The sequence below is a fragment of the Paenibacillus agricola genome (assembly GCF_011440305.1).
Taxonomy (GTDB): Bacteria; Bacillota; Bacilli; order Paenibacillales; family NBRC-103111; genus Paenibacillus_S; species Paenibacillus_S agricola.
On record NZ_JAAOIW010000003.1, the window covers coordinates 392,678 to 416,841 of the forward strand.

The 24,164-nt window shown below is 45.1% G+C and carries 22 protein-coding genes; 4 read left to right on the top strand and 18 right to left on the bottom strand.

Annotated elements, in window-relative coordinates; translation table 11 throughout:
* Positions 1-16 precede the first annotated feature (16 nt).
* The 8 genes from hemA to lonB form a co-directional block, all read right to left on the bottom strand.
* Positions 17-1,411, bottom strand: coding sequence for a glutamyl-tRNA reductase (gene hemA / locus G9U52_RS09770; RefSeq protein ID WP_166148828.1), 1,395 nt, complete (start codon positions 1,409-1,411; stop codon positions 17-19).
* Between the two features lie 172 nt (positions 1,412-1,583).
* A complete protein-coding gene (locus G9U52_RS09775) occupies positions 1,584-2,111 on the bottom strand; it encodes an S-adenosylmethionine decarboxylase (protein ID WP_166148830.1) in 528 nt (175 codons plus the stop codon).
* 316 nt (positions 2,112-2,427) lie between these two features.
* Positions 2,428-2,829 carry an adenosylmethionine decarboxylase gene (gene speD, locus G9U52_RS09780; protein WP_166148832.1) on the bottom strand — a complete coding sequence of 134 codons (402 nt, stop codon included), beginning with the start codon at positions 2,827-2,829 and terminating at the stop codon, positions 2,428-2,430.
* A gap of 292 nt (positions 2,830-3,121) precedes the next feature.
* The gene (locus G9U52_RS09785) at positions 3,122-3,709 is read right to left on the bottom strand and encodes a non-ribosomal peptide synthetase module (RefSeq protein WP_166148834.1); all 588 of its coding nucleotides are present in this window, start codon (positions 3,707-3,709) and stop codon (positions 3,122-3,124) included.
* 276 nt (positions 3,710-3,985) lie between these two features.
* Positions 3,986-4,690, bottom strand: coding sequence for a DNA alkylation repair protein (locus tag G9U52_RS09790; protein ID WP_311764840.1), 705 nt, complete (start codon positions 4,688-4,690; stop codon positions 3,986-3,988).
* A gap of 19 nt (positions 4,691-4,709) precedes the next feature.
* Complete coding sequence (gene yihA, locus G9U52_RS09795) at positions 4,710-5,330, bottom strand: ribosome biogenesis GTP-binding protein YihA/YsxC (RefSeq protein ID WP_166148837.1); 621 nt, start codon at positions 5,328-5,330, stop codon at positions 4,710-4,712.
* A 42-nt stretch (positions 5,331-5,372) separates the two neighbouring features.
* Positions 5,373-7,706 carry an endopeptidase La gene (gene lon / locus G9U52_RS09800; RefSeq protein WP_166148838.1) on the bottom strand — a complete coding sequence of 778 codons (2,334 nt, stop codon included), beginning with the start codon at positions 7,704-7,706 and terminating at the stop codon, positions 5,373-5,375.
* A 141-nt stretch (positions 7,707-7,847) separates the two neighbouring features.
* Positions 7,848-9,551, bottom strand: a complete 1,704-nt coding sequence (gene lonB / locus G9U52_RS09805) for an ATP-dependent protease LonB (protein ID WP_166148839.1) — start codon at positions 9,549-9,551, stop codon at positions 7,848-7,850.
* Positions 9,552-9,804: 253 nt separating this feature from the next.
* Here lonB and G9U52_RS09810 point away from each other — a divergent pair, with 253 nt between their 5' ends.
* Entirely contained in the window at positions 9,805-10,512 is a 708-nt protein-coding gene (locus G9U52_RS09810) for an N-acetylmuramoyl-L-alanine amidase family protein (protein ID WP_166148840.1), read from the top strand.
* Here G9U52_RS09810 and G9U52_RS09815 read toward each other — a convergent pair.
* The 7 genes from G9U52_RS09815 to G9U52_RS09845 all read right to left on the bottom strand — a co-directional run bounded on the left by G9U52_RS09815 (position 10,509) and on the right by G9U52_RS09845 (position 17,736).
* A complete protein-coding gene (locus G9U52_RS09815) occupies positions 10,509-11,297 on the bottom strand; it encodes a divergent polysaccharide deacetylase family protein (protein ID WP_166148841.1) in 789 nt (262 codons plus the stop codon). The two genes, G9U52_RS09810 and G9U52_RS09815, sit on opposite strands and share 4 nt — an antisense overlap.
* Before the next feature lie 124 nt (positions 11,298-11,421).
* Complete coding sequence (gene ispG, locus G9U52_RS09820; RefSeq protein ID WP_166148842.1) at positions 11,422-12,537, bottom strand: flavodoxin-dependent (E)-4-hydroxy-3-methylbut-2-enyl-diphosphate synthase; 1,116 nt, start codon at positions 12,535-12,537, stop codon at positions 11,422-11,424.
* Positions 12,538-12,638: 101 nt separating this feature from the next.
* Entirely contained in the window at positions 12,639-13,910 is a 1,272-nt protein-coding gene (clpX, locus tag G9U52_RS09825; protein WP_166148843.1) for an ATP-dependent protease ATP-binding subunit ClpX, read from the bottom strand.
* 11 nt (positions 13,911-13,921) lie between these two features.
* The gene (clpP, locus tag G9U52_RS09830) at positions 13,922-14,515 is read right to left on the bottom strand and encodes an ATP-dependent Clp endopeptidase proteolytic subunit ClpP (RefSeq protein ID WP_166148844.1); all 594 of its coding nucleotides are present in this window, start codon (positions 14,513-14,515) and stop codon (positions 13,922-13,924) included.
* 342 nt (positions 14,516-14,857) lie between these two features.
* Complete coding sequence (gene tig / locus G9U52_RS09835; RefSeq protein WP_166148845.1) at positions 14,858-16,141, bottom strand: trigger factor; 1,284 nt, start codon at positions 16,139-16,141, stop codon at positions 14,858-14,860.
* A 134-nt stretch (positions 16,142-16,275) separates the two neighbouring features.
* On the bottom strand, positions 16,276-17,190 hold the full coding sequence (locus G9U52_RS09840) for a hypothetical protein (RefSeq protein WP_166148846.1): 915 nt from the start codon (positions 17,188-17,190) through the stop codon (positions 16,276-16,278).
* Positions 17,191-17,391: 201 nt separating this feature from the next.
* Positions 17,392-17,736 carry a hypothetical protein gene (locus G9U52_RS09845; RefSeq protein ID WP_166148848.1) on the bottom strand — a complete coding sequence of 115 codons (345 nt, stop codon included), beginning with the start codon at positions 17,734-17,736 and terminating at the stop codon, positions 17,392-17,394.
* A 341-nt stretch (positions 17,737-18,077) separates the two neighbouring features.
* Between G9U52_RS09845 and asnB the strand changes: the two genes are divergently transcribed.
* On the top strand, positions 18,078-19,922 hold the full coding sequence (gene asnB / locus G9U52_RS09850; RefSeq protein WP_166148850.1) for an asparagine synthase (glutamine-hydrolyzing): 1,845 nt from the start codon (positions 18,078-18,080) through the stop codon (positions 19,920-19,922).
* Here the strand turns inward: asnB and G9U52_RS09855 are convergent.
* From G9U52_RS09855 to G9U52_RS09865, 3 genes are all read right to left on the bottom strand, one after another.
* Positions 19,919-20,560, bottom strand: a complete 642-nt coding sequence (locus tag G9U52_RS09855; RefSeq protein WP_207952876.1) for an XTP/dITP diphosphatase — start codon at positions 20,558-20,560, stop codon at positions 19,919-19,921. The genes asnB and G9U52_RS09855 overlap by 4 nt on opposite strands.
* On the bottom strand, positions 20,538-21,305 hold the full coding sequence (gene rph / locus G9U52_RS09860; protein ID WP_166148852.1) for a ribonuclease PH: 768 nt from the start codon (positions 21,303-21,305) through the stop codon (positions 20,538-20,540). The genes G9U52_RS09855 and rph overlap by 23 nt, the downstream gene beginning before the upstream one ends.
* A gap of 133 nt (positions 21,306-21,438) precedes the next feature.
* On the bottom strand, positions 21,439-22,503 hold the full coding sequence (locus tag G9U52_RS09865; protein ID WP_166148854.1) for a GerMN domain-containing protein: 1,065 nt from the start codon (positions 22,501-22,503) through the stop codon (positions 21,439-21,441).
* A gap of 193 nt (positions 22,504-22,696) precedes the next feature.
* On the opposite strand from G9U52_RS09865, the gene G9U52_RS09870 reads away from it, so the two are divergent.
* Positions 22,697-23,581 (top strand): sensor domain-containing protein, encoded by an 885-nt coding sequence (locus G9U52_RS09870; protein ID WP_166148856.1) that lies wholly within the window; start codon positions 22,697-22,699, stop codon positions 23,579-23,581.
* A gap of 35 nt (positions 23,582-23,616) precedes the next feature.
* Positions 23,617-24,147 (top strand): phosphatidylglycerophosphatase A family protein, encoded by a 531-nt coding sequence (locus G9U52_RS09875; protein ID WP_166148858.1) that lies wholly within the window; start codon positions 23,617-23,619, stop codon positions 24,145-24,147.
* Positions 24,148-24,164 lie beyond the last annotated feature (17 nt).

Consider the following 24,164-nt stretch of genomic DNA (forward strand, 5'->3'; position numbering starts at 1 on the left):
AAGTCACCTCTTCCGATTACGATTTGGCCAAGGCATCTATAGGTGTCATGGAGACTTTCGTTAGCAGCTCTTCTTTCCACTGATTTTTTGCATGGTCAGATACCAGCTGTTCGGCTGCTAATTCCAAGCGCTCTCGCTCCGCCAATTGCTCCTCTAATGCAAATATTTTAGTGAAATAGTCCAATGCTTCATCCCCATGCCGCTCAGCTGCCATTTCTTTAATACGGTTAACTGGATCTTTTAGCATCTGATTCACGATACTTTTCGTTAATTTTCGTATAATCTTCAGTTCTCTTTCGTCCAAGTCAGGCAGCTTTTTCGTTAAGCTATCCATCGTTTCTTCATGGATTGAGCTTGCTTTGGTTTGCAGCGCTTGAATGAGTGGGCTAATTCCAAGCGTCTTGGTCCACTGCTCGAATGCGATCAGTTCCTTCGTTATCATTTCCTCAATCAGGACAGCTGTTTCCTGACGTTCCTGCAAATGATTGTTGACAATGGATTGTAAATTATCGATATCATACAAAAATACATTCGGCAAATCACCAATGGCTGGATCCAAATCTCTAGGAACAGCGATATCGATCATAAATAAAGGACGTGATCGACGCTTCTGGAGGGCAAGGGCTACTTGCTCACGAGTTAATACCAATTCAGCCGCTCCCGTGGAGCTAATGACGATATCCACTTCATCCAAACAGGCGCCAAGCTTGTCCATGGTACAGGCTACACCATGGAATTTCTCCGCTAATTCCTGGGCTCGGGCTAAGGTTCGATTAGCGACGATCACCTTATCTGCTCCGTTAGCGTAGAGGTGCTTGACCGTTAATTCGCTCATCTTGCCCGCCCCAATAATTAACACCTTTTTCTGGTCATAGCTGCCAAAAATTCGTTTGCCAAGCTCAACCGCGGCATAGCTAACCGAAACCGGATTATCGCCTATACCCGTCTCGGTATGGGCACGTTTGGCAAAGGTAACAGCTTGCTTAAACAAAGTATTAAACATAATTCCGGTCGTTTTCTTTTGCTGTGCCAGCAAAAAGGCATCTTTCACTTGACCTAAAATTTGAGTTTCACCAACCACCATCGAATCCAAGCCGCTGGCTACTCTAAATAAATGGTCAATCGCCTTTTCATTTTCATAAATATATAAATGTTTGTTAAATTCATCCCTAGCAATGCCAAATCGTTTTTCAATAAACTCGCGAATGTAATGTCCACATACATGCTCGCGGTCGACTACGATATATAATTCCGTCCGGTTGCAGGTGCCCACTATCACACATTCCATGACACTTTTCATTGCCTTCAACTCATGAAGTGCTGCCGGAAGATCTCTTTCAGTAAATGTAAATTGCTCCCGGATGGATACTGGAGCTGTCCGGTAATTCAAGCCCGCCACAACAATATGCATAGTGGTACCTGCCTCCCTCCATATAATCTCTGATCATTATAGCATATATCATACAAATTCTCCGACAAAATTTTTGTATAAAGTGTGAAAGAAACGTTCTCGACAAGCTTAATCGTTTTATTTTCGACCAATCCCTTTGGGATTATACTTCCTTTGTTATCCCTCAAACAAGTTAAAGCTGCATTTTTTTGCGAAGCAGCTCCATTATAGCTTTATCGGCTTTGGCCATTGATGCATTTTGTGATGAATTCATCTCATCATATGAAGAAAGCAGCTTACTGTACGCATCAAAAAGGATAGAAAATTGCTTGCGGACCTCCATCAATGTCTGCACCTCGTCTGATTTCAACGGACGCTGCCCACCAACCTGCAGCCGTAGCATAAACTGCATCAGCTCAGACAGCCCTGGAAGAGGTGCAAGGTCTTTGGTGCCATAGGCAAGGACTAGCTGTCCATGCGTGTATGTAGCCGTGTAGATAGCCTGCTGTAGCGGATTTAAGCTCTCGGTATCCTTGACCTTATCCATATTATACAAATAGCCGCCCAATATTTCCATCTGGAACAAAGAAACTTGGTACAATAACTTGCCCGCATCCTGCTTTTCTACAGCGTCTTGCCCCATACCATGGATTTGATAGCCGATCCAAGCGATTAAGGCTATCAAAAGCATGCTTCCGATTACTTTTCGTTTTGGTTTCATTAGTTCCTCCTTTGAAGTATGAACATTGCTGCTGCGCGGTCGGGATATTCCTCGGATTGCTATTGTTCAAGGTTTTTATTGATTAGATAAGACATTAGCTGTAAAAATCCTTAAACAAAGGCACCGCTCCGCTATCTCCAGAACACCCCGACCACTCCGCTCCCATCCGCCATACTTAAATTATTTTAAAGAGCAAGCTAGCTTCACAGCCATGCATGCCTTGTACATTGTATGGGCAGAAGGCAAAAAAAATAATACCCGCGGATTTCTCCGGGGTATTATTTTATATATGGCTTTATGATAGTTCATTATGGCTCTATTTTATCAACTGCGCTTGTTTAATAACGGGTGTTTCAACGATCAACTCGCCCATGCCTCGAATAATCTTTTTCGCATGTGTGGTCTCAGGCTTCAGAACAGAAATCATATAATCAATAGCTAATTGCGGATCTACCGTCTCGCCACAAGTGTAACAATCCAATGCAGCAAAACCTTTCTCGGGATAAGTATGAATGGACAGATGACTTTCTGATAGCAATACTAACACTGTCGCGCCTTGTGGCTCAAACTGCTTGGCTTGAACAGACATTACGGTTGCTCCACACGCCTCTGCTGCCTCTACCATTTGTGTTTGTAACCATTCTGCATTGTTTAGAAGATTAAAATCAACCCCCCAAGTGTCTACAGCAACGTGTCTTCCGAAAGTTGAGTATTCCATCTCTCGGTTCCCCCTTCCTAGGAATAAAATGTTTGAAAAATTTCATCCGCTAGGACCTACGTCATTCACTTCCCGAGGGAGTAATCTCTCGCAACAATAATGTCCTGAGTGAATCCTGGTTCCTATTTTGTTTATTTTCAACGAGATTAAAAGTAACATCATTTGAACATAAATGCAATACTTTTTTTTCGAACAATCCGCCTAGCAGCCTTACATTTTTTTCATATGACCAACAAAAAAACTTCCGATCCCTGTCAGGAATGGAAGTTGGATAGGCAAACTTATATATAACTTAAGCTTCGAGGACGAACAATCGATGGGTCAATTTTTTTAAATTATCATCAATTAAATCATGCACGACAACTTCATGAATGTCATTTCTAAAATCAAGGAAGCTGTTAATTTGGGCTTTAATCTGGTCAATTTCTTGCTCAACCTCATTCTTGTTAAATAAGCGTTCGAGCTGTCCGAGTGGATCTTTATATTCGTAAATCACTTTTTCATGGGCATTTTTGCTTTCAACAATTCGAATAACCGAGCCTTTATCATATTCATATATCATGATGTAGGTTTCATAAATACGGTGTACTGTGGCGCTTCCCTTAAAGGTTGATACCGCTTTGCGCATTAAATTAACCAGAGTCTTATTGCGGATCCGGCAGGAACCTATACATTTATAAACATTATGATTTCGTTCAAAGGATAGGACAATTTCTTGGCCAGCGTCATCTAACAGCACAACTTCTTGATTGCCATTGTCGAGAATTTTGACCTGCAGGGTTGTTTGTTGATCTGTAAACATTTGAATAAACATGGCCATTTCGGCTTCCGTTAGTTGTAGGCAGGTTTTGACATATTCAGTCGCTAACCTCATTGCCATAAAAATCCCTCGATTCTTTATTTTCGAGCTGTAAAAATTACCCCTGAGTTTAAAACAAAATTGAGTTCGATCATTTAATACGATTATTATACTACATAATTTATTTATATTCCTGCCTTCAATTCACTAAATTCCGCTGTATTCAAGAAAATATCGCTCTTTTTTCGAAAATTTCCATGTTTATAGTGAAATCCCTCTGTTTCCCTGCTAATGTATTGCATTTCCCTACCGTGGGGACGAAACAGCATGTAAAGTTTCTACTTCCACAGCACGAAATCACTTATCGTTAAGATCAGAAATATTGCGGTCGCGGTTGATAACCTTTAGTGCTTCCCGATAGCTCAAAGGAGAAAGAGTATGCTGTTTCACAAACCTAAGAACCGCTTGTGGATCCGATTTGGATAGCTCTCTTAATGCCCAGCCGATCGCTTTACGAATGAAAAACTCCTCGGAATCTTTACACATTGCTATATATGAAAATAAGCGCTCCACGTCGGTATGCTTTTTATATGCCAATTGAAATAACAAGGCAGTACGCTGCAGCCACAAATTGCCGGAAACCATCCATTTTTCTGTATAGACTGCAACCTGCTCGGGGTAACGGAGGAAATAGCTACCCACCAAATGCGATGCTATAGTATCTACCGTATCCCACCATGACTTATTTATCATGAGCCATTCCAACAGGTCGATATGGTCGATGCCAGACTTCTTTTTATGTTCCTCCAGCAAAGAAACAGCAGCATACTGATATTCCCTCTCCGGTAAATCCCAAAGCATCTTAACAGCTTGCTCTAGCTGATCCTCCACCATGCCTTTAAACTCTTTCACCCAAGGCTTCGTTAAAGCTACTCTTGCAGGGCTTGAGATTCCTAGAAATTCAAATTGGTTACGCATGTACTGCTTCATTGGTAGCGCGGCTTGCGCATCAGCCTGATCATTAAACCGGTTCACGATTTCGTTAACACATGCTGATTGCACATAGCACCCACTCCCTGAATTAAATATTTTCGATTTCAGGAGCCTCAGGCTGAGGCCAGTCAATCTCCTTCTCAATCATTGCCCATAGCTCATCTTTACCTACACCAAGCTCGGAAGAAAATACTACCAATGGATCATCTTTAGCCATTTGCAGCGTTTCTCTAACAATTTTGACATGCTTGGCCCAATGGCCCTTCGTGATTTTATCCGCTTTGGTTGTAACTACACACATTGGCACATCATTATGCTTCAGCCATGCATACATCGTTTGGTCATCCTTGGAAGGGGGATGGCGCAAGTCAATAATGAGCAGCACCAGCTTAAGCAGCTCGCGATGCATTAAATAGCCTTCTATAAATTTACCCCAAATTTCACGTTTTGATTTCGAAACCTGGGCATAGCCGTAGCCTGGCAGATCGACAAAATATAAGTCCTCGTTAATTCGATAATAATTTAACTGCTGGGTTTTACCTGGTTTGGAGCTGGTACGTGCCAGATTTTTGCGCTGAATCATTCGATTAATCAATGATGATTTACCGACATTCGAACGCCCTGCCAGAGCAATCTCGGGCAAGGCGTCGTCAGGATACTGGCTCGGACCAACCGCACTGATAATAAATTCAGCTTGATTGACCTTCATTGTTCATTCACTCTCTCTTTAAGGTGCTAAAAAGCCCTTTACTTAAACCCCTACTGTTTTGACTAATGCATATTCCAATACTTCATCCATATGTGCCACAGGAATAAATCTCAGCTCATTGCGGACGCTTTCGGGAATTTCTTCCAAATCCTTGGCATTATCCTTCGGAATGATAATCGTACGTATGCCTGCCCTATGCGCCGCCAGGCTTTTTTCTTTCAAACCACCGATCGGCAGCACCCGGCCGCGCAGTGTAATTTCACCGGTCATCGCAACTTCACGTGAAACCGGGATATTCGTCAGCGCCGATATTAAAGCGGTCGCCATGGTAATGCCCGCAGACGGTCCATCCTTAGGGATAGCGCCCTCCGGGATATGGATATGGACATCTACCTTCTCATGAAAATCAGGCGCAATACGCAATTGCCCTACGCGTGAACGTGTGAAGCTATAAGCGGCCTGGGCTGATTCCTTCATCACATCGCCCAGCTTGCCTGTCAGTGTCAGCTTGCCATTGCCCGGCATGACGGTCACTTCAATAACAAGGGTGTCGCCTCCAACCTCCGTCCAGGCAAGTCCTGTTACAGCTCCGATCTGGTCGGTCTCCTCAGCCATGCCATAATGATACTTGGAAGGTCCCAGGAAGTCCTTCACACTATCATAAGTAATAACCACCTTATCCGTCAGCTTGGAAACTAGCCTTTTGGCCGATTTACGGCAAATAGCCGATACCTGCTGCTCCAGATTCCGCACGCCTGCCTCACGGGTATATTCCCTGACTATACGCATTAGGGCTTCCTCTTCGACAACCAACTGCTCTTCTTCAAGGCCATGATCCTTCTGCTGCTTCGGAAGCAGGAAGTTCCGGGCTATCCTCAGCTTCTCAATCTCGGTGTAGCCGGGAATATACAGAACCTCCATCCGATCCAAGAGCGGCCGAGGAATATTATGCACAGCATTGGCAGTCGTCACAAACATGACATTCGAAAGATCAAAGGGCACCTCAATATAGTGGTCGCTGAAGGTGCTGTTTTGCTCCGGATCCAATACCTCTAAAAGCGCGGCAGACGGGTCTCCACGGAAATCCATCGCCATTTTATCGATTTCGTCCAGCAGGAATACCGGATTCGTTTTGCCGGCATTTTTCATCCCTTGGATGATCCGTCCTGGCATCGCCCCGACATAAGTACGGCGATGTCCACGTATTTCAGCTTCATCCCGTACGCCCCCAAGCGAAATACGGATAAATTGGCGACCTAAAGAACGGGCTATCGAACGGGCTATTGACGTTTTACCTACTCCTGGCGGCCCTACCAGGCAAAGAATGGGACCCTTTAGCTTTTTGACAAGCTGTTGGACAGCCAAATATTCCAGCACGCGTTCCTTCGGCTTTTCCAAGCCGTAATGGTCCTCGTTCAAAATCTCCTCAGCGCGGATAATGTCCAGGTCATCCTCTGTAAAATCCGACCAAGGGATACCCAGCAACCAATCGATATAATTGCGAATAACGCCGCCTTCTGCCGAAGTTGCCGGCATTTTTTCCAGCCGATCGATTTCTTTCTCGATCTTCTCCTTCACCTTGTCCGGCACTGGAGTTTCTGCAAGCAAGGAGCGTAATTCTTCAATCTCACCAGTACGCCCCTCCTTGTCGCCAAGCTCCTTTTGAATGGCCTTCATCTGCTCGCGAAGATAATATTCCTTCTGTGTTTTTTCCATTTGCTTCTTGACACGCTGGCTAATTTTACGTTCAAGCTCCAGCACTTCACGTTCATTATTTAAAATGCTAAGCAGCTTTTCCAAACGCTCTTTAACCGGAATCAATTCCAAAATGTCCTGCTTGTCTTTGATCTTCAAAGATAAATGACTGCATATGACATCAGCCAAACGTCCTGGCTCCTCAATGTCTGAAACAGCTGCCAATGTTTCCGGCGTTACTTTCTTGGATAAATTAATGTAATGCTCGAATTGGTGCAACACCGTCCGCATTAAAGCATCAATCTCGGAGTCAGTCGTTTGCTGCTCGGGAAGCTCCCTAACCTGTACTTCATAGTAATCTTCATTGTTTAAAAATTCAGTTATTTCCGCTCGTACAACACCTTCGACCAGTACACGAATCGTGCCATTAGGCAGCTTGAGCATTTGCCTGACCTTGGCTATAGTGCCGATACGGTATATATCTTCTGTGGTAGGTTCTTCAATATTTATTTCCGATTGCGAGCAAAGCAAAATCATGCTGTCGTCCACCATGGACTTCTCCAGCGCTCTTACTGATTTCTCCCTGCCAACATCCAAATGCAATACCATACTCGGATAAACGAGCAAGCCGCGCAACGGAAGTAATGGCAAGCGCCGCACCTTCATTTTATTCGGTCCCATCTTGAAGCACCTCCTGAGAACTTTGCTTTGCACGCAAAGTCGACTGCGTAGCATTCGCTGACGTTTACATTTTATCAAAATTGATATCAAAACACCAATCAGTACTAAATAGCAGAAAAAAAGAACACCGACCGCTGCTTATCACTCCAGCGAATCGGCGTGCAGGACGGTAATGGATGCAGAAGGCAAAGAATCAGGCTGGACACCATTAGGCTCCGATAACAGCGTAAACTGTACACCGAGGGCTACATGCAAGACTTCTTCAATCGACTCGACCGGAATAACCTCCAGGCCGTGGAGCCCACTGAAAATTTCCTGCCAATTTTCTTTAGGAATGATCACTTTTGTCACGCCTGCCTGAAAGGCTGCTTCAACCTTAGAAACTACACCACCAACCGGCTTTACCTTCCCATGAATGCTAATTTCTCCAGTCATCGCTATATGATTGTCTACCGGAATTTGCAAAATCGCTGAAGCTATGGCAACTGCCATCGACACCCCTGCTGAAGGTCCATCAATAGGAGTTCCCCCCGGAAAGTTTACGTGTAGGTCATACTTGTAAGGATTAATCCCCAGCCTACGCAATACAGTCATCACATTTTCAACTGAGCCACGTGCCATGCTTTTTCGTCGTATCGTTCTTGAACCGCCACCCATTTCCTCCTCCTCAACGATTCCTGTAATGGTCAGCCTCCCTATTCCCGATTGTACCAACGGAACAGCGATAACCTCGATCTCCAGTACCGTTCCCAGATTGGGACCATACACAGCCAATCCATTAACAAATCCAATCTCGGGCTTGGAGCCAATCTTCTTCTCGGCTCTTGGCGGAATCTGCGAGCTATTCACAACCCACTCCACATCACCGGCCGTTATCCCTTTACGCCCATCCGTTAGCGCCATTCCCGCTGCAAGCTGAATAATATTAACCGCTTCTCTGCCGTTAGTCGCATGCTTCTTGACCACTTCAACGGCAGCATCATGGACAGGGAAGCCGATCTTCATGATGGCCTTCTCGGCAATACTCCCAACTTCATCGGGCAGTAAGGGGCGAAAATAAATTTCCAAGCAGCGTGAACGAATGGCAGGCGGCAACTCTTGAGGATTGCGCGTTGTCGCTCCCACCATCCGAAAATCGGCAGGCAGCCCATTTTGAAAAATATCATGGATATAGCTCGGAATACTGGTATCCTCGGAATTGTAATAAGCGCTCTCCAGAAAAACTTTACGGTCTTCCAGTACTTTAAGCAGCTTATTCATTTGATGGGGGTGCAGCTCACCGATTTCATCAATAAACAAAATGCCGCCATGTGCCTTCGTAACCGCTCCAGCCTTGGGCTGTGGAATGCCTGCGACTCCCATCGCTCCAGCTCCCTGGTAGATCGGGTCGTGGACAGAGCCAATTAACGGGTCTGCAATGCCACGCTCGTCAAAGCGTGCTGTTGTGGCATCCACTTCAGTGAAGAGAGCATCAGGACGAAAAGGTGAGTCCTTGTTGGCTTTCGCTTCCTCCAGAACGACGCGTGCAGCAGCCGTTTTACCCACCCCCGGCGGGCCATAAATGATCACATGCTGCGGGTTAGCTCCGCATAAAGCAGCTTTGAGGGCACGCAAGCCTTCCTTTTGCCCCACAATATCCTTCAAGGAAACCGGTCTTGTTTTCTCAGACAAAGGCTTGTTTAAACTAATGGAACGCAGCTTGCGCAGCTTCTCCATCTCTTTTTTGGATTCCTTATCGATAGCGCTCCGATTCGTCTGTTGATTACGCAATAAATTCCAGAAATACATCCCGATAACGGCTGCAAAAAACAATTGAATAATCATCAAAACCACACTAATATTCATTAGAGTCCCTCCTATGAGTTTTGTGGAGCAAAACTTACTTCGTAAGCATCCACTGCGTTTGTGTGAAGCAAACTTACTTGATAAGCATCCACTGAGTTCGTGGAGCAAAACTTGCTTAAGTGTTGGCATACATGGTAGTATTCCCCTCTCTCGAAACCGCTAATCCTTTCTGAGAAAGTTTTCAAACATGAATGAGAATATCTTGCGGGAGAACGATATAGAAGGAATGCAAATGAAGGAGTGATCGGTCCCTATGCGACTAAGAATTATGTTGCTTACACTTGTTTTAATGCTGGGTATGACAAGCTCTTCATGGATCAGTACATCCGCCAGTGCCAAGCCTTACCCTTATATGCTCAATCCTTTTTTAACCCATGTTGATGTATTGATTGATGTAGGCCATGGAGGCATAGATAGCGGAACGCTCCATGGGGATCTTTATGAAAAAGATATCAATCTTGAAATGGGCAAGCTCATTTACAGCTCGTTAAGCGAAAAAGGGCTGCGGGTGCTGTTAAACCGGATGGATGACTATGCGCTTAGTGGTGAAAATCTCTGGTATCGGCACCGTTCACGCCATTTGAAAGACCTGGCACAACGAAGCCATTTGGCCAATGAAATCCATCCCAAGGCTGTAATTAGCCTTCATGTGAATTGGTCAACCAACAGCAAAGCAAGAGGTCCTGTAATTCTTCATCAAAATACAGAGCCCAGCAAACAATTAGCCGCGGCTTTGCAGCAATCTTTAAATACGCTTTATGCTACCCAAGGCGCCTCTCACCATGGTAAAACTTATTTCTTGCTAAAGCACGTCCATGTACCTGCTGTCATTGTGGAAATGGGATTTATCTCCAATCCGCAGGATCGGGAGCAAATGATGCAGCCCCAAAAACAAAAGCAATTGGCTGAATCGATAACTGCAGGAGTGATGGCTTATTTGCAAACCAAGCAGACCCCTTAAGGGGTCTGCTTGGAGATCGTTACAAATTCAGCAACTTGCTGCAGAGCGGGTAAAGACTGCTTCAAAGCGGCTGCTGTATACTTGCCTGGAGTGCCGACATGACCTATAGCTATCGTAGCCTTATGCTCTAAAACATGATCATGGACCTTCTGAAGCTGCTTGAGTATATGGCGAGGGCTGTAGCTATCATCCATAAAAATATGATTTTCCAGTACCCTCACCCCCAGCTCTTCAGCTATTGGCTTGACCACACTTTTGTAATTAGTTCTACTATCCAAATACATCAAATTGTTGTCTTTGCACACTTCCAATACTATCCGCATTACCCTTTTGTCGGCCGTCACTTTAGAGCCCATATGGTTATTCATACCTACTGCATAAGGCACGTCGGCTATTGCCTGCTGGACCAGCTTCCGTATTTCCTCGTCTGGCATATCCGTTGTAATAGCCCCTGGACCCAGCCAGCTCTTCTTACCCTTCAAAGGCTCCATGGGCATATGGATCAATACATCATGTCCTAGCCTGTGGGCCCATTCTGCATCACGCCTTGTGGTTGGCATAAAAGGCATCACCGCTATCGTAAGCGGAATCGTAAGCATCATTATCTCATCCGACCCCTGCATATTATTGCCAAAGTCATCGATTACGATGGCTATTTTTTTGGCGGATGCCGAATTGCTCTCCTCTGCTTGTACAGCAGCAGACCCATTTATATAGTCGTCCCTACCCCCTGGACAGTAAAAAAGGAGCATGCCTAACAAAAGACTAATTAGCGTTTTTTTCATTGATGCTCTCCTTTCGCAAGTTTGTTTCTATGTTATTCGTCAATACGCCCCAACCTATGCAAAAAAGCAAAAAAAGCAAGGTTCCCCTGCTACAGGAAACTTTGCTTTGGTATCGAATAAAAGATTATGAGGTCTGTACGGTGTGATGCTTCCTGCCCGGAATTTCTCCCGTCCGCTCAAAATGCTCCACGATAATATCAATTTCTTTTTTCAGTTCGAATAATAGCTCGGCTTCTGGAACCTTACGAATCATGACTCCATAACGGAATAACATGCCTTCACCACGAGCGCCTGCGATGCCTATATCGGCTTCCCTTGCCTCACCTGGTCCATTTACTGCACAACCCAATACGGAAACCTTAATGGGCACCTTAATTTTGGAAATATAATCTTCCACTTCATTGGCAATTGAGAATAAATCGATATCCAGCCTACCGCAGGTTGGACAAGAGACAAGTGTAGCCGCGTTCGTAATCAAACCAAAGGTTTTGAGCAGCTCACGCGCCACTTTAATTTCCTCGACAGGGTCAGCACTTAAGGAAATCCGAAGTGTGTTGCCAATACCCATATTCAGTAGCGCCCCAATGCCTGCTGCGCTTTTTACCGCCCCAGTGAACAAGGTGCCTGCTTCAGTTATACCCAGATGCAGCGGGTAACGGAAGGCTGCTGCCGCTTGGCTATAGGCCGCAATGGCCATCGGCACATCAGAGGCTTTAAGGGAAACGATAATATCGTGAAAATCAAGCTCTTCAAGCACATTAATGTGAAACAAGGCACTTTCCACCATCGCTTCCGGTGTTGGGTAGCCATATTTTTCCAATAAATGGTTTTCCAAGGAACCTGCATTTACGCCGATACGAATAGGAATACCCCGCTCCTTGCAGGCTTTAACTACCGCTTCAACCTTTTCACGCCTTCCAATATTGCCCGGATTGATCCGAACCTTATCGATCCCATTCTCAATGGCGAGCAGGGCAAGGCGATAATCAAAGTGGATATCGGCAACTAATGGAATTTTAATTTGCCTTTTAATATCTTTAATCGCTTCTGCTGCTTCTTTATTATTAACAGTAACTCGAACCATCTGGCAGCCTGCTTCTTCCAAACGGTGTATTTCCGCAACGGTTGCTTTCACATCGGCAGTTTTCGTGGTGCACATACTTTGCATGATAACCTCGTTACTGCCGCCGATTGTCAAATCCCGCACTTTAACGGGAATGGTCTCCGCTCTGTGGAACATACGCATATATCTCTCCCATGATACCAAACATCCTCCGCTCTATTTCAAAGCTGGAAAGCCTTGAAATGGATTGGAGGCTGCTATGGTTAATATTAAAGAGCTTAGGCGCTCTCTTCTTTTTTCTTCAATGATGGCTTTCCGTCTTTGGCAATTGTTATTTCAGGAGCAATCTTTGTTTGCACGGCTTCTTTAGTCACCAAGCAACTTGAATTCTCCGTATGGGAAGGAGCCTCGTACATCACTTCAAGCATAATGCTTTCGATGATTGCTCTTAAACCACGGGCACCCGTGTTACGCTTAATCGCTTCTTTGGCAATTTCCTCAAGTGCGTCAGGATTAAACTCCAAGCTTACACTATCCATCTCAAGCAGCTTTTGGTATTGCTTGACAAGTGCATTTTTAGGCTCAGTCAAAATCCGTACCAATGCGGGCTCGTCAAGCGGCTCCAATGTAGAAATTACAGGCAGACGGCCCACAAACTCTGGAATTAAACCGAATCTTAACAAATCCTCTGGCAGGACCATAGTTAGGTACTCACCTGGCTTCAGGTCGACTTTAAGACCGTCCGTACCGAAACCGATCACTTTTTTACCCAATCTGCGTTTAATAATTTGTTCTAAACCATCAAAAGCACCACCACAAATAAACAAGATATTCGTTGTGTCGATTTGGATAAATTCTTGATGCGGATGCTTACGGCCGCCCTGAGGAGGAACGGAAGCCACGGTTCCTTCCAAAATCTTCAATAGCGCTTGTTGCACGCCTTCGCCGGATACGTCACGTGTAATCGAAGGATTCTCTGATTTACGCGCAACTTTATCGATCTCATCGATATAAATAATGCCGCGTTCCGCTTTTTCCACATCGTAATCTGCAGCTTGAATCAGCTTCAATAAAATATTTTCTACGTCTTCTCCCACATAGCCAGCTTCTGTTAAGGATGTAGCATCTGCAATGGCAAATGGTACATTCAAAATTTTGGCTAAGGTTTGGGCAAGCAACGTTTTACCGCTACCTGTTGGTCCTAGGAGAACAATATTACTCTTTTGCAATTCTACTTCTTCGGTCTTGCTTTGCTGAGAATTAATCCGTTTATAGTGGTTATATACGGCTACTGAGAGCGATTTCTTCGCTTGTTCCTGGCCAATTACATATTGATCCAGAATATTACGGATTTCCTTAGGCTTAGGTACATCTTTGAGATCAAGCTCTTCCTCGTGACCTAATTCTTCCTCAACGATTTCTGTGCAGAGCTCAATACATTCGTCGCATATATAAACACCTGGTCCAGCAACCAGCTTTCGTACCTGCTCTTGCGACTTTCCGCAGAATGAGCATTTAAGTTGGCCTTTTTCATCGTTAAATTTAAACATAGGATCACTCCTTATCCATTCAATTCGCTACGAGTAATGACCGCATCAATTAGCCCATAATTCTTGGCTTCTTCTGCACTCATGAAGTTGTCACGGTCCGTATCGCGCTCAATTTTTTCGTATGTTTGACCTGTCCGTTCTACATATATCTGATTCAACTTTTGCTTGGTTTTGATAATCCAATCTGCATGGATTCTTATGTCTGAAGCTTGGCCTCTGACGCCACCCAAAGGCTGGTGGATCATAACCTCACTATTAGGCAAAGCGAAGCGTTTGCCTGGCGCACCTGCTGTTAATAACAGGGAACCCATACTTGCCGCCATACCCATACAAATTGTGGAAACATCCGGCTTAATGAACTGCATAGTATCATATATACCCAATCCGGCAGTTACCGAACCGCCAGGAGAATTGATGTACAGATGAATATCTTTCTCGGCATCAGAAGCTGACAAAAATAGCAGCTGAGCAATAACGAGGTTGGCAACATCATCGTCAATGCCCGTACCGATAAAGATGATACGATCCTTTAAGAGGCGGGAATAAATATCATACGAGCGCTCTCCGCGTCCTTCTTGCTCGACAACCATAGGTATTAGACCCATTGTTCCAACCCCTTTGCTATAAATTGTGGTTCATTTTTTATTGTAGCAGAAAAGAAAACATTACGCTAATCTGAGGGGGGATTACCCTCCCAAACCCTCCCTATAGGGAGGGTCCCAAAGGACGTTGCCCTCTGGACTCCTTGGTTGGGCGCGAAAGCTACGTGTTCTCGTAAGTACTACAATATAACCAAAGGCCTTACTTATGTACTTCATTATTACGTATATTGTTAAATATTGGATCACATGCCTTATTCCAGCTGATTATAAACAATAGTTTAAAAATTCTCGCTTATTTTTCCTATAAAGAAAGGCACGCATAATTATACGTGCCTACCTTATCATTTATTTGCTGTTTTCAAGCAAGAAAGCTACTGTTTTCTTAACAATCAAGTCATGTTTAAGATCTTCGATATTACCGTTTGCATTCAGCATGTTGTAAAGCTCTGCAGGCGAACGTTGGTAAGAAGGAGCCAATACATTTAGTTCATGATGTATCTCAACTTCACTAACTTCGATACCTTCAGCTTTGGCGATCGCTTCTAGCACCAAATTGTTGCGGACGCGTTTTTCTGCATCATCACGCATTTGGGATTTAAGAGCATCATCGTTTTGGCCGGTAAATTGGTAGTACATTTCGATGTTCATCCCTTGCGTGCGCAAGCGATTTTCGAATTCCTTAACCATTTGGGAGGTTTCGTTTTCGATCATGATTGAAGGGATATCAAGCTGAGCCGCTGCAGCAGCTTTCTCAACTACATCCGCTTCTTTACCGCGTTCGATTTCGGTTTGCTTACGAACCTTCAGGTTATTTGTAAGATCGGATTTGAACTCTTCCAATGTTTCAAACTCACTGATATCTTTAGCAAACTCGTCATCAAGAACAGGTAAATTTTTGCGTTTGATGTCGTGCAATTCAATTTTGAAAAGAGCTTCCTTGCCTTGTAGATCTTCGGATTGGTAATTTTCAGGAAAAGTAACGGTAATATCCTTCAAATCGCCTTTGCTTAATCCAACAACCTGCTCTTCAAAACCTGGGATAAAGCTACCGCTGCCCAATTCAAGGGAATACTTCTCAGCTTTGCCGCCTTCAAATGCAACGCCATCTACAAAACCTTCGAAATCAATAGAAACGACATCGCCATTTTCGGCTGCGCCTTCTTCAAGAGGAACTAGCTCAGCATGACGCTTTTGCAACTTGTCCAGCTCTTCATTAATTTCTTCTTCAGTAACTTCGGCTTGCTTCGCTTCAAGCTCAATGCCTTTATATTCGCCCAACTCAACTTCTGGCTTAACAATGACAGTTGCTTTAAACTTAAGGTTTTGACCTTTACCAAATTGTTCAACGTCCACTTCTGGACGGTCAACCGGATGGATGCCTGTTTCTTCAACAGCTAATACATAAGCTTCAGGAACGGCAATATCCAAAGCTTCTTGGTATAAGCTTTCTACGCCAAATTTAGCTTCAAAAATAGAACGAGGCACTTTTCCTTTACGGAAGCCTGGTACATTTACTTTTTGAACTACTTTTTTAAACGCTTTATCGAGAGCAGCAGCTACCTGATCTGCCTCAACTTCTACATCAAGAACACCTGTGTTCTTCTCTATCTTTTCCCAGCTTGCTTTCATTTTATGCTTTCCCCTCCAAAAATTATCCATTACAATTCGTTATCATTTTGATAAACGTCGAATTGTTGTTGCCGCCAATATAACCATCTTATTATAGCATATACTATTTCTTTTTCAAGCACAGCCTATAAAAATCATTCTATCGGTCTTTGAGAGAATATTTCCACAGCAAATTGGAGCATCACCCGGTAAGCCTGCTCCCATTGAAACATCAAATCATTAGTTATCCCATAAAGCTCCATAATTTCTTCTTTTCCCCCACTATGAAACACCTTTTCGAGCAATACCAAATGAAGGGCCGCAGCCCAAACATCTACAGAATCCCATTCCTCGCGAAGCATCTGGTGATATTGAGCCGTTCCATAAATAAAGGCTAGAAATTCATTCCAGGTTTCTTGGGCAAAATAAAATAAAGCCGGCTGTTGGGTTTGGCTTATTTCTTCGAACCGCTCCATGATATCATGGATGGGTAAGGGAAAATCGTCAAAGCTTTTGGGAGTCTCCTCTATTTGAACAATGATTCTTTCGCCATGCTTTTCAAGCTGTATAGGACCTGTGACCCCTCGGAGCTTTAAGGTTTGCAGCACTTTGTACTGGATCAAAGGATGCTGCTCACTCGCTGACAACCATTCACTTAGCTTGGCATTAATATCAGGATGCTCAATAAACGCCAATTGGTCTAAGGCGAGCAGCTGATTTTCCAAGGATTGTGGATGCTCGAGCATGCCAAGCAGCTTCTCGGCGTAGCCGCTGTCTGACTGTGTTTTTATTGACAAATGCTGCCTAAGCAGTTCCGTTTCCGTCAGGTCCTCTTCGCCTTCTTCTCCAAAAGCAAATACCTCTTCTGGAAACATCGTCTGCAGCCATTGTAGCAATGCCTCCCACTCTTCCTCAATCCGTCGATCCTGATGGTGACAGGTTAACAAGAAACTAAGCATTTGAATGGCCTCGCCGTAACGTTCGGTTTCCAGCATTCGGGTCAGTTCATATTGGTAAAACTCGACGGTTTTGGGGAAAAGAATGACATTCTCATTCAGCTTCTCAGACAAAACCCCATCACCTCCCCTTTACTTTTTCGTGCTTTTCAAACTTATGTATGTATGTCTATTACCCTGTTTAGGTGCAATTGAATATAAATAGGCATTTTGATATTTTCATGTGCTTGGTTGATTCATCATCTAGGATAGTATTCCCTTAAATAGCAAAAACAACGGTAGGCTTGATCTCCTCCGCTGTCAGGTAAAGCTTTTTTAGACGATTTTCATTGCAGCTTGAATCAGTTTGGCTTTGATGTCAGGATCTTGGTCAATAAAAGTATACATTTTGTCAATCGTTTCTTTATTTTGCAAATAGTCTTTTTCACTTTGAATGGCTTCATGCGACCATTCCAGCAATGCGGTTTCAGCTGCTCCCAAATCATTCAATGCCGTATGAAGATCTGTTTCTTCAATGAGCTCTTCAACCTTTGTTTGAGTGACGGTACCAAGTACCTTAACAACTGCGAGCTTATTTTGAAATGCCTCATTCGCCTTTTCGAAGCGTTCTTTGGCCTCTTTGTAATTGCTTTGTGCTTTGGATAATTTTGTTTTTTTCATTAAGTATAGCCACCTCTTCATTCTTAATCGGCTCGATCCTTCCGAGAACCTTGCTTGCCTTCACCCTAGATCCGAACAGATCTACAATCCCCATCCGTGCATAAGGTTAGAGTGGGATAATTTCACTCGTTCTATTCATGAAAAGTAAATACAATAATAGAGCACTATCGCATAGTTTAAACGGTAATTTGTTTTTTGTCTATCTTTTCCTACTGCTTAGGAAGGTTATAACAGATAGGGACAGACATTTTCTGTTTTAGCAACGCATAACCTTTATCATCTGCTGTCAATGCCGAACTACTGGCCATCTGCCGACAAAATAGGACGAGAGGATGAGGGCTATGTGTGGAATCACAGGATGGATCGAATGGGATAAAGATTTGACCCAACATCCATCCATTATAGAAAATATGGCTTGCACCCTAATGAATCGGGGACCAGATGCAACCGGCACCTGGATTACGCAGCATTGCGCGCTTGGCCATAGGCGGCTAAGTGTCATGGATCCTGCTAATGGGGCACAACCGATGATCCGCAAGTACGGCGAGAACAGCTTTACACTCGTATACAACGGAGAATTATATAATGCTCCCGAATTAAAGAAGGAGCTGGAGCAGTTGGGTCATTCCTTCGGAACCTCCTGCGATACCGAAGTGCTGCTCGTCTCTTATATTCAATGGGGGCGCGCATGCGTCGACCGCTTGAATGGAATTTTCGCATTTGGCGTATGGAATTCACAGGACCAATCCTTATTTCTTGTGCGTGACAGACTTGGCGTCAAGCCGTTATTTTATTCTTATAAAGAGGGGCGGCTGCTATTCGGCTCCGAGCCAAAATCCATATTGGCACATCCCGAATTCCCGGCACAAATCAGCGGTGAAGGGCTTGCCGAAATATTCGCCGTCAGTCCAGCCCGTACGCCCGGACACGGAATTTACCGTAATATGTCCGAGCTTAAGCCAGGCCACTGCTTGACGCTGAACCGCAATGGCTTAAGCATCCGCTCCTACTGGAAGCTAGAGAGCAAGCCTCACGAGCATGATATCGAAACTACAGCGCAAGTCATCCAGGAATTGCTCAAGGATACGGTTGAACGCCAAATGGCTTCCGATGTACCGATCTGCACCTTGCTGTCTGGAGGCCTGGATTCCAGTGCACTTAGTGCATATGCCGCTAACTATAACCGTGAGCATGCCTTGGGCGCCCTGCATACTTATTCCATTGATTATGTCGATAACGACAAGCATTTCAAGGCCAATTCCTTTCAGCCCAACTCCGATGCCCCTTGGATTAAAAGAATGACCGAGTTTCTTGGCAGCGAGCACCATTACCTTGAATTTGATACACCGGAGCTGATCGAATCGCTCAAAACAGCTGTCTATGCGCGTGATTTACCGGGTATGGCCGATGTTGACGGATCTCTCTATTTGTTCTGCCGTGAAATCAAAAAAGACGCGACTGTGGCGATCTCCGGTGAAGCCGCTGATGAAATATTCGGCGGCTATCCCTGGTTTCACCGCGAAGAGACGCTGGCCGCGAATACTTTTCCATGGGCAATGGCTACCCAGGATCGTGTGGACCTGCTCGCGCCCGACTTCGTCAATTGGGTAAAGCCTGTCCAATATGTGCAGGAACGATACCGCCAAGCCTTGTCCGAGGTGCCGCGGCTCTCTGGAGAGAACCAGCAGCAGAACCGGATGCGGGAAATGTCGTATTTGAATATCACACGTTTTATGCCTACGTTATTGGATCGCAAGGACCGGATGAGCATGGCTGTAGGCCTTGAGGTACGAGTGCCTTTCTGTGACCATCGATTGGTCGAGTATGTATGGAATATCCCATGGGAAATTAAATCATCCGGGGACAGAGAAAAAGGCATTCTACGCAAAGCGCTTCGCGGCATTCTTCCAGAGGATGTGCTGACACGCAAAAAAAGCCCCTACCCCAAGACACATAACCCTAGCTACCTAGCGGCCGTCCGCGCCTGCGTATTGGATATTTTGGATGATCCCAACTCACCATTGCTGGCCTTCATCGACGTGCCCAAAATACGGGCATTAGCCGAAGGTGACGCTAGCCAGTTTAACCTGCCCTGGTTTGGCCAGCTTATGACCGGCCCCCAGTTGTTTGCTTACTTGATCCAGGTCGACACCTGGCTGAGGCATTATAAGGTGTCGATTTATTAGGAGTTAGCCAAAGCCAGCCAGAGCGATTGGATCGCTCGGCCGCGGTGGCTAATCGTATTTTTGTGCTCAACGGACAGCTCGGCCATGGTTTGCCCATAAGCAGGCAGGTAAAACAGCGGGTCATAACCAAATCCATGGCTGCCACGTGGCTCAGCGATAATGATGCCTTCGCATTCTCCGTGCGACTCGGCAATCTTATTGCCAAATGCATCCACCAAACAAATCGCGCACACAAACCGTGCGCCGCTTAGTGAAACAGGCTTGTGCTCCTGTGCTTCCCCGGCAAGCCTGGAGGCACTCCGCAAAGCTTCAAGCAGCTTGGTATTGTTCTGCCCGTCTGTTGCATGCTCACCTGCATACCGGGCCGAATACACACCAGGCTGTCCATCCAGAAGATCGACGCATAGACCAGAATCATCGGCAACCGCTGGAACCCCCAAAGCAAGAGCAACCGTGCGGGCTTTGATAAAGGCATTGTCAGCAAAAGTATGCCCATCTTCTACGACAGCAGGAATTTCGGGGAAATGGCGCAGGCTTTTGACGGCAATGTTTTTTTGCATGAACAGCGGCGCCAGCTCCTTGACCTTACCCTCATTGCTTGTCGCGACGACAATCTCAGCTCCGAGTTGCCGCAGCATGGGGAATCCTCCTGATACGTGCACAAATTTCCGGACCCAGCGCCTCTTCCTGGGCAAGAATAATATCCTTGATGCCAACCTCCGCCAGCGCCAATAATTCATCCAGCTCAGCACGTGAGAATGGGGAGTCCTCCCCTGTGCCCTGCACCTCTACGAATTTGCCGTCGCCGGTCATCACAACATTCATATCGACTTTGGCTTTGGAATCTTCTTCGTAGTTCAAATCCAGGCTGGTTTGCCCATTCACTACACCGACACTAACCGCTCCAAGGAAGTCGCGGATGGGGTAGGTTTTGAGATTACGGTCCTTGGCCAGCTTGTCGATCGCAAAAGCCATGGCGATAAAAGCGCCCGTTATCGACGTTGTGCGGGTGCCGCCGTCTGCTTGAATGACATCGCAATCCAGCGTAATCGACCGCTCCCCCAAGGCTTCAAGGCTAATAACAGAGCGAAGCGCGCGCCCGATTAGGCGCTGAATTTCCATGGTACGCCCGCCCAGCTTACCTTTGGCAGATTCACGCTGATTGCGAACCTGTGTGGCTCTAGGCAGCATCGAGTATTCAGCGGTGACCCAGCCTTTGCCTTGCCCCTTCATAAAGGGAGGCACTCTTTCTTCAACCGTTGCCGTACAAATGACCTTGGTCTCACCCACCTCGATGAACACTGAGCCCTCAGCATGCTTATTATAATGCGTAGTAATCGCAATGGGTCTTGTTTGATTATTGTTGCGTCCATCATTTCTCATTGTGAATCATTTCCTCCTCGAAATTGCCCTATTAACCTTTCCCATTGTAACAGAGTCCTCTTCTACTTCCAACAAAATAAGGGAGCGTTAGCTCCCTTATCGATTGACCTTGCCTATCTTTAAATGGTTGCACCTACAATTTGGAGGGATTAACCACAGATGGCCTGCCAACTGGCAACGCATAGCTTTGATTATCGCTGGAGCTAACCTTGGCATTACCATTGACCGTGATTTGCACCTTAGTGGCCACACCCGCATTCTCTGTGAGCGATAAGACAACAGCCCTTAGTGCATTGCCAGGTGCCTTTTTATCGGGTCCCAGCACCTTATCAGAGAAATCGACGGTTATAAGGCCATCCGCGTTTTTCACCTGCTTTAATTCCGTTCCTGGAGTCATCACGGCCGAGAGCCCCTTTTTACCATCGGGTCCGACGATTAGCTGTTCAACCACAGCCTTGGCTAAATTATCCGTTCGTTTGACCATTCGGGTAACCGGTATATAATAAGGGTAGTTATCTTGGTTTTGCCCTAAAAAGTAAAGCGTCACTGGTGTCGATTGCCCATATTCAACACCTTCTGGCTTTTCGAGATTGATGCCCATCGCTCTAGTAAGCGGCTCGTCAAGTGGTGTCCCCCCCTGCGGCATTTCCTTAAGCGCTTTTCCCTCTACGCGAAGCTGGACCTTTTCTACAGATGGAAAGCCTGTTAATGTCCACACGATAGCTTCCATAATTTTTCGTTCATCCTGTTGGTTGTAATCGGTGAACGCTTTGGAGAAATCAACGATAGCCAGCTTCTGGTCCTTCACTATGTTGATCCCTTTGATGGTGGTACCTTTAGGTATGATCCCGATAAATCCGGCAGGCATGCTTTTCGAGGCGGCTGCCCCATCAACCATCGATTCCAGAGCTATCTTCGCAACCTCTAGGGACTTCTCTACCTGGATCGATATCGGAGCAATAAAACCATAACTATCCTTTGTATAAATCGTGATAGCTGAAAGATTCGGGTTCGGGATTTGACTTTGATTCTGGGCTACTTGAGCTGAAACAGGCTGAATAGGCACAGATGCGGCGCCTGTAGGTGGAGGATCGATCGGTTGCGATTGTTCCTTCGTGCCAAGCATGGAGCAGCCTGTAGATAACAGTGTGACGATGGCTGTCACAGCTGCTAATCGAATCCATTGATATTGTTTCATGAAAAGTTCCTCCTAGAAAAATGAATTGTTTGTCCAACTCTCTTAATCTCACTATACGAAGGACAGACCCCATTTATGACAAAGCCTTTTGTGAAATATGAAACGAATGATTAGTTTGTATTGATTTTATAGAAGAATTATTTTTATAATGAAAGGATAATGGGTCTCTTTACCTAACAAAGGGGTGCTGACGATGCAGATGGGGCATGCTATTCATGATAGTTTTTTCCGGCAATTGTTTGACCAAAGCAATGATCTCATCCATAGCACTAATCTAGAGCACATTTTTACATACGTCTCACCCTCAAGTACAACCTTACTTAACCGATCCCCCGAAGAGCTACTAGGAAAGTTATGCTACAGCTACATCCATGAGGAGGATGCGTTGCGATTTCAACAATCACTTGATCAATTGATACAAGATGAAAAGCCTTTTGATCAGCAATATCGATATATAAGGAAAGACGGCTCCACCCTATGGCTGCAAAGCAAGGCATCGTTGATTGTTATGGATCATATACCAGTGGGTGTGGGATTTATTTCGCGAGATATGACCCACTACAAAGCCATGGAAGAAAATTTAACCCAGCTTGCCTACTATGATTCCTTAACCGGCTTACCCAATCGAAGGCTATTTAACGACAGGTATGTCCAATCCTTGCTTTCCGCCAAAAGATACAACCGCAAGCTGGCAATTTTGTATCTAGATTTGGATAATTTCAAATTGGTAAATGATCATTATGGCCATTCCGTCGGAGATGGGCTCCTCAAAACGATATCTGCCCGCCTTCTGCATTGTGTAAGGGACCCCGATACCGTTTGCCGTTTGGGTGGGGATGAATTTGTCATTTTGCTCCAGCAGTTTGAGCATCTTGAGGACATCAAAAAGGTTACCCAACGGATTCATGACGCGATCAATAACCGTTTTGTCATCCAGCACAATGAAATCTCCATATCATGTAGCATGGGAGCGGCTTATTTCCCTCAGGATGGATTGGATGGCAATGAGCTGCTGGATATCGCCGATGCCGCGATGTATCAAGCCAAAAAAAATAGTAAAAACTACTTGCAGCTGTAAAGTTTAGTTCTGTAACCTTAAGGAGGTTTTGCCCCATGCCCTATAACTTAAATTCAGAAAAAGTGGCAAGTGCTGCCAAAAGCTGGTTGGCTGAGCGAGGCGTCAAAGTAGAGGATATGGCGGAGTTAACCTTTTTTTTGCAAAAAGACTACTATCCAACTTTAACCATGGAAAAATGTGTGGAAAGCGTAAATGCAGTTATTGAAAAAAGGGAAGTCCAAAATGCAATCCTTACAGGCATTCAATTGGATATATTGGCTGAGGAAGGCAAACTGCTTCCCCCTTTACAGGAAATGATCGAGCATGACGAAGGGCTTTATGGCTGTGATGAAATATTAGCCCTCTCTATCGTTAATGTATACGGGAGCATCGGCTTTACGAACTTCGGCTACATCGACAAGCTGAAGCCAGGCATATTGAAGATGCTTAATGATAAAAGCGGCCCTCACAAGCATACGTTTCTCGATGATATCGTAGGTGCTATCGCTGCAGCAGCAAGCAGCCGAATCGCCCATCGCATGCAAGCGGAGAAAGAAGCCTTGCAACGGGCTGCAGAAAGCAAATAGTCTTGCTATGAAACACT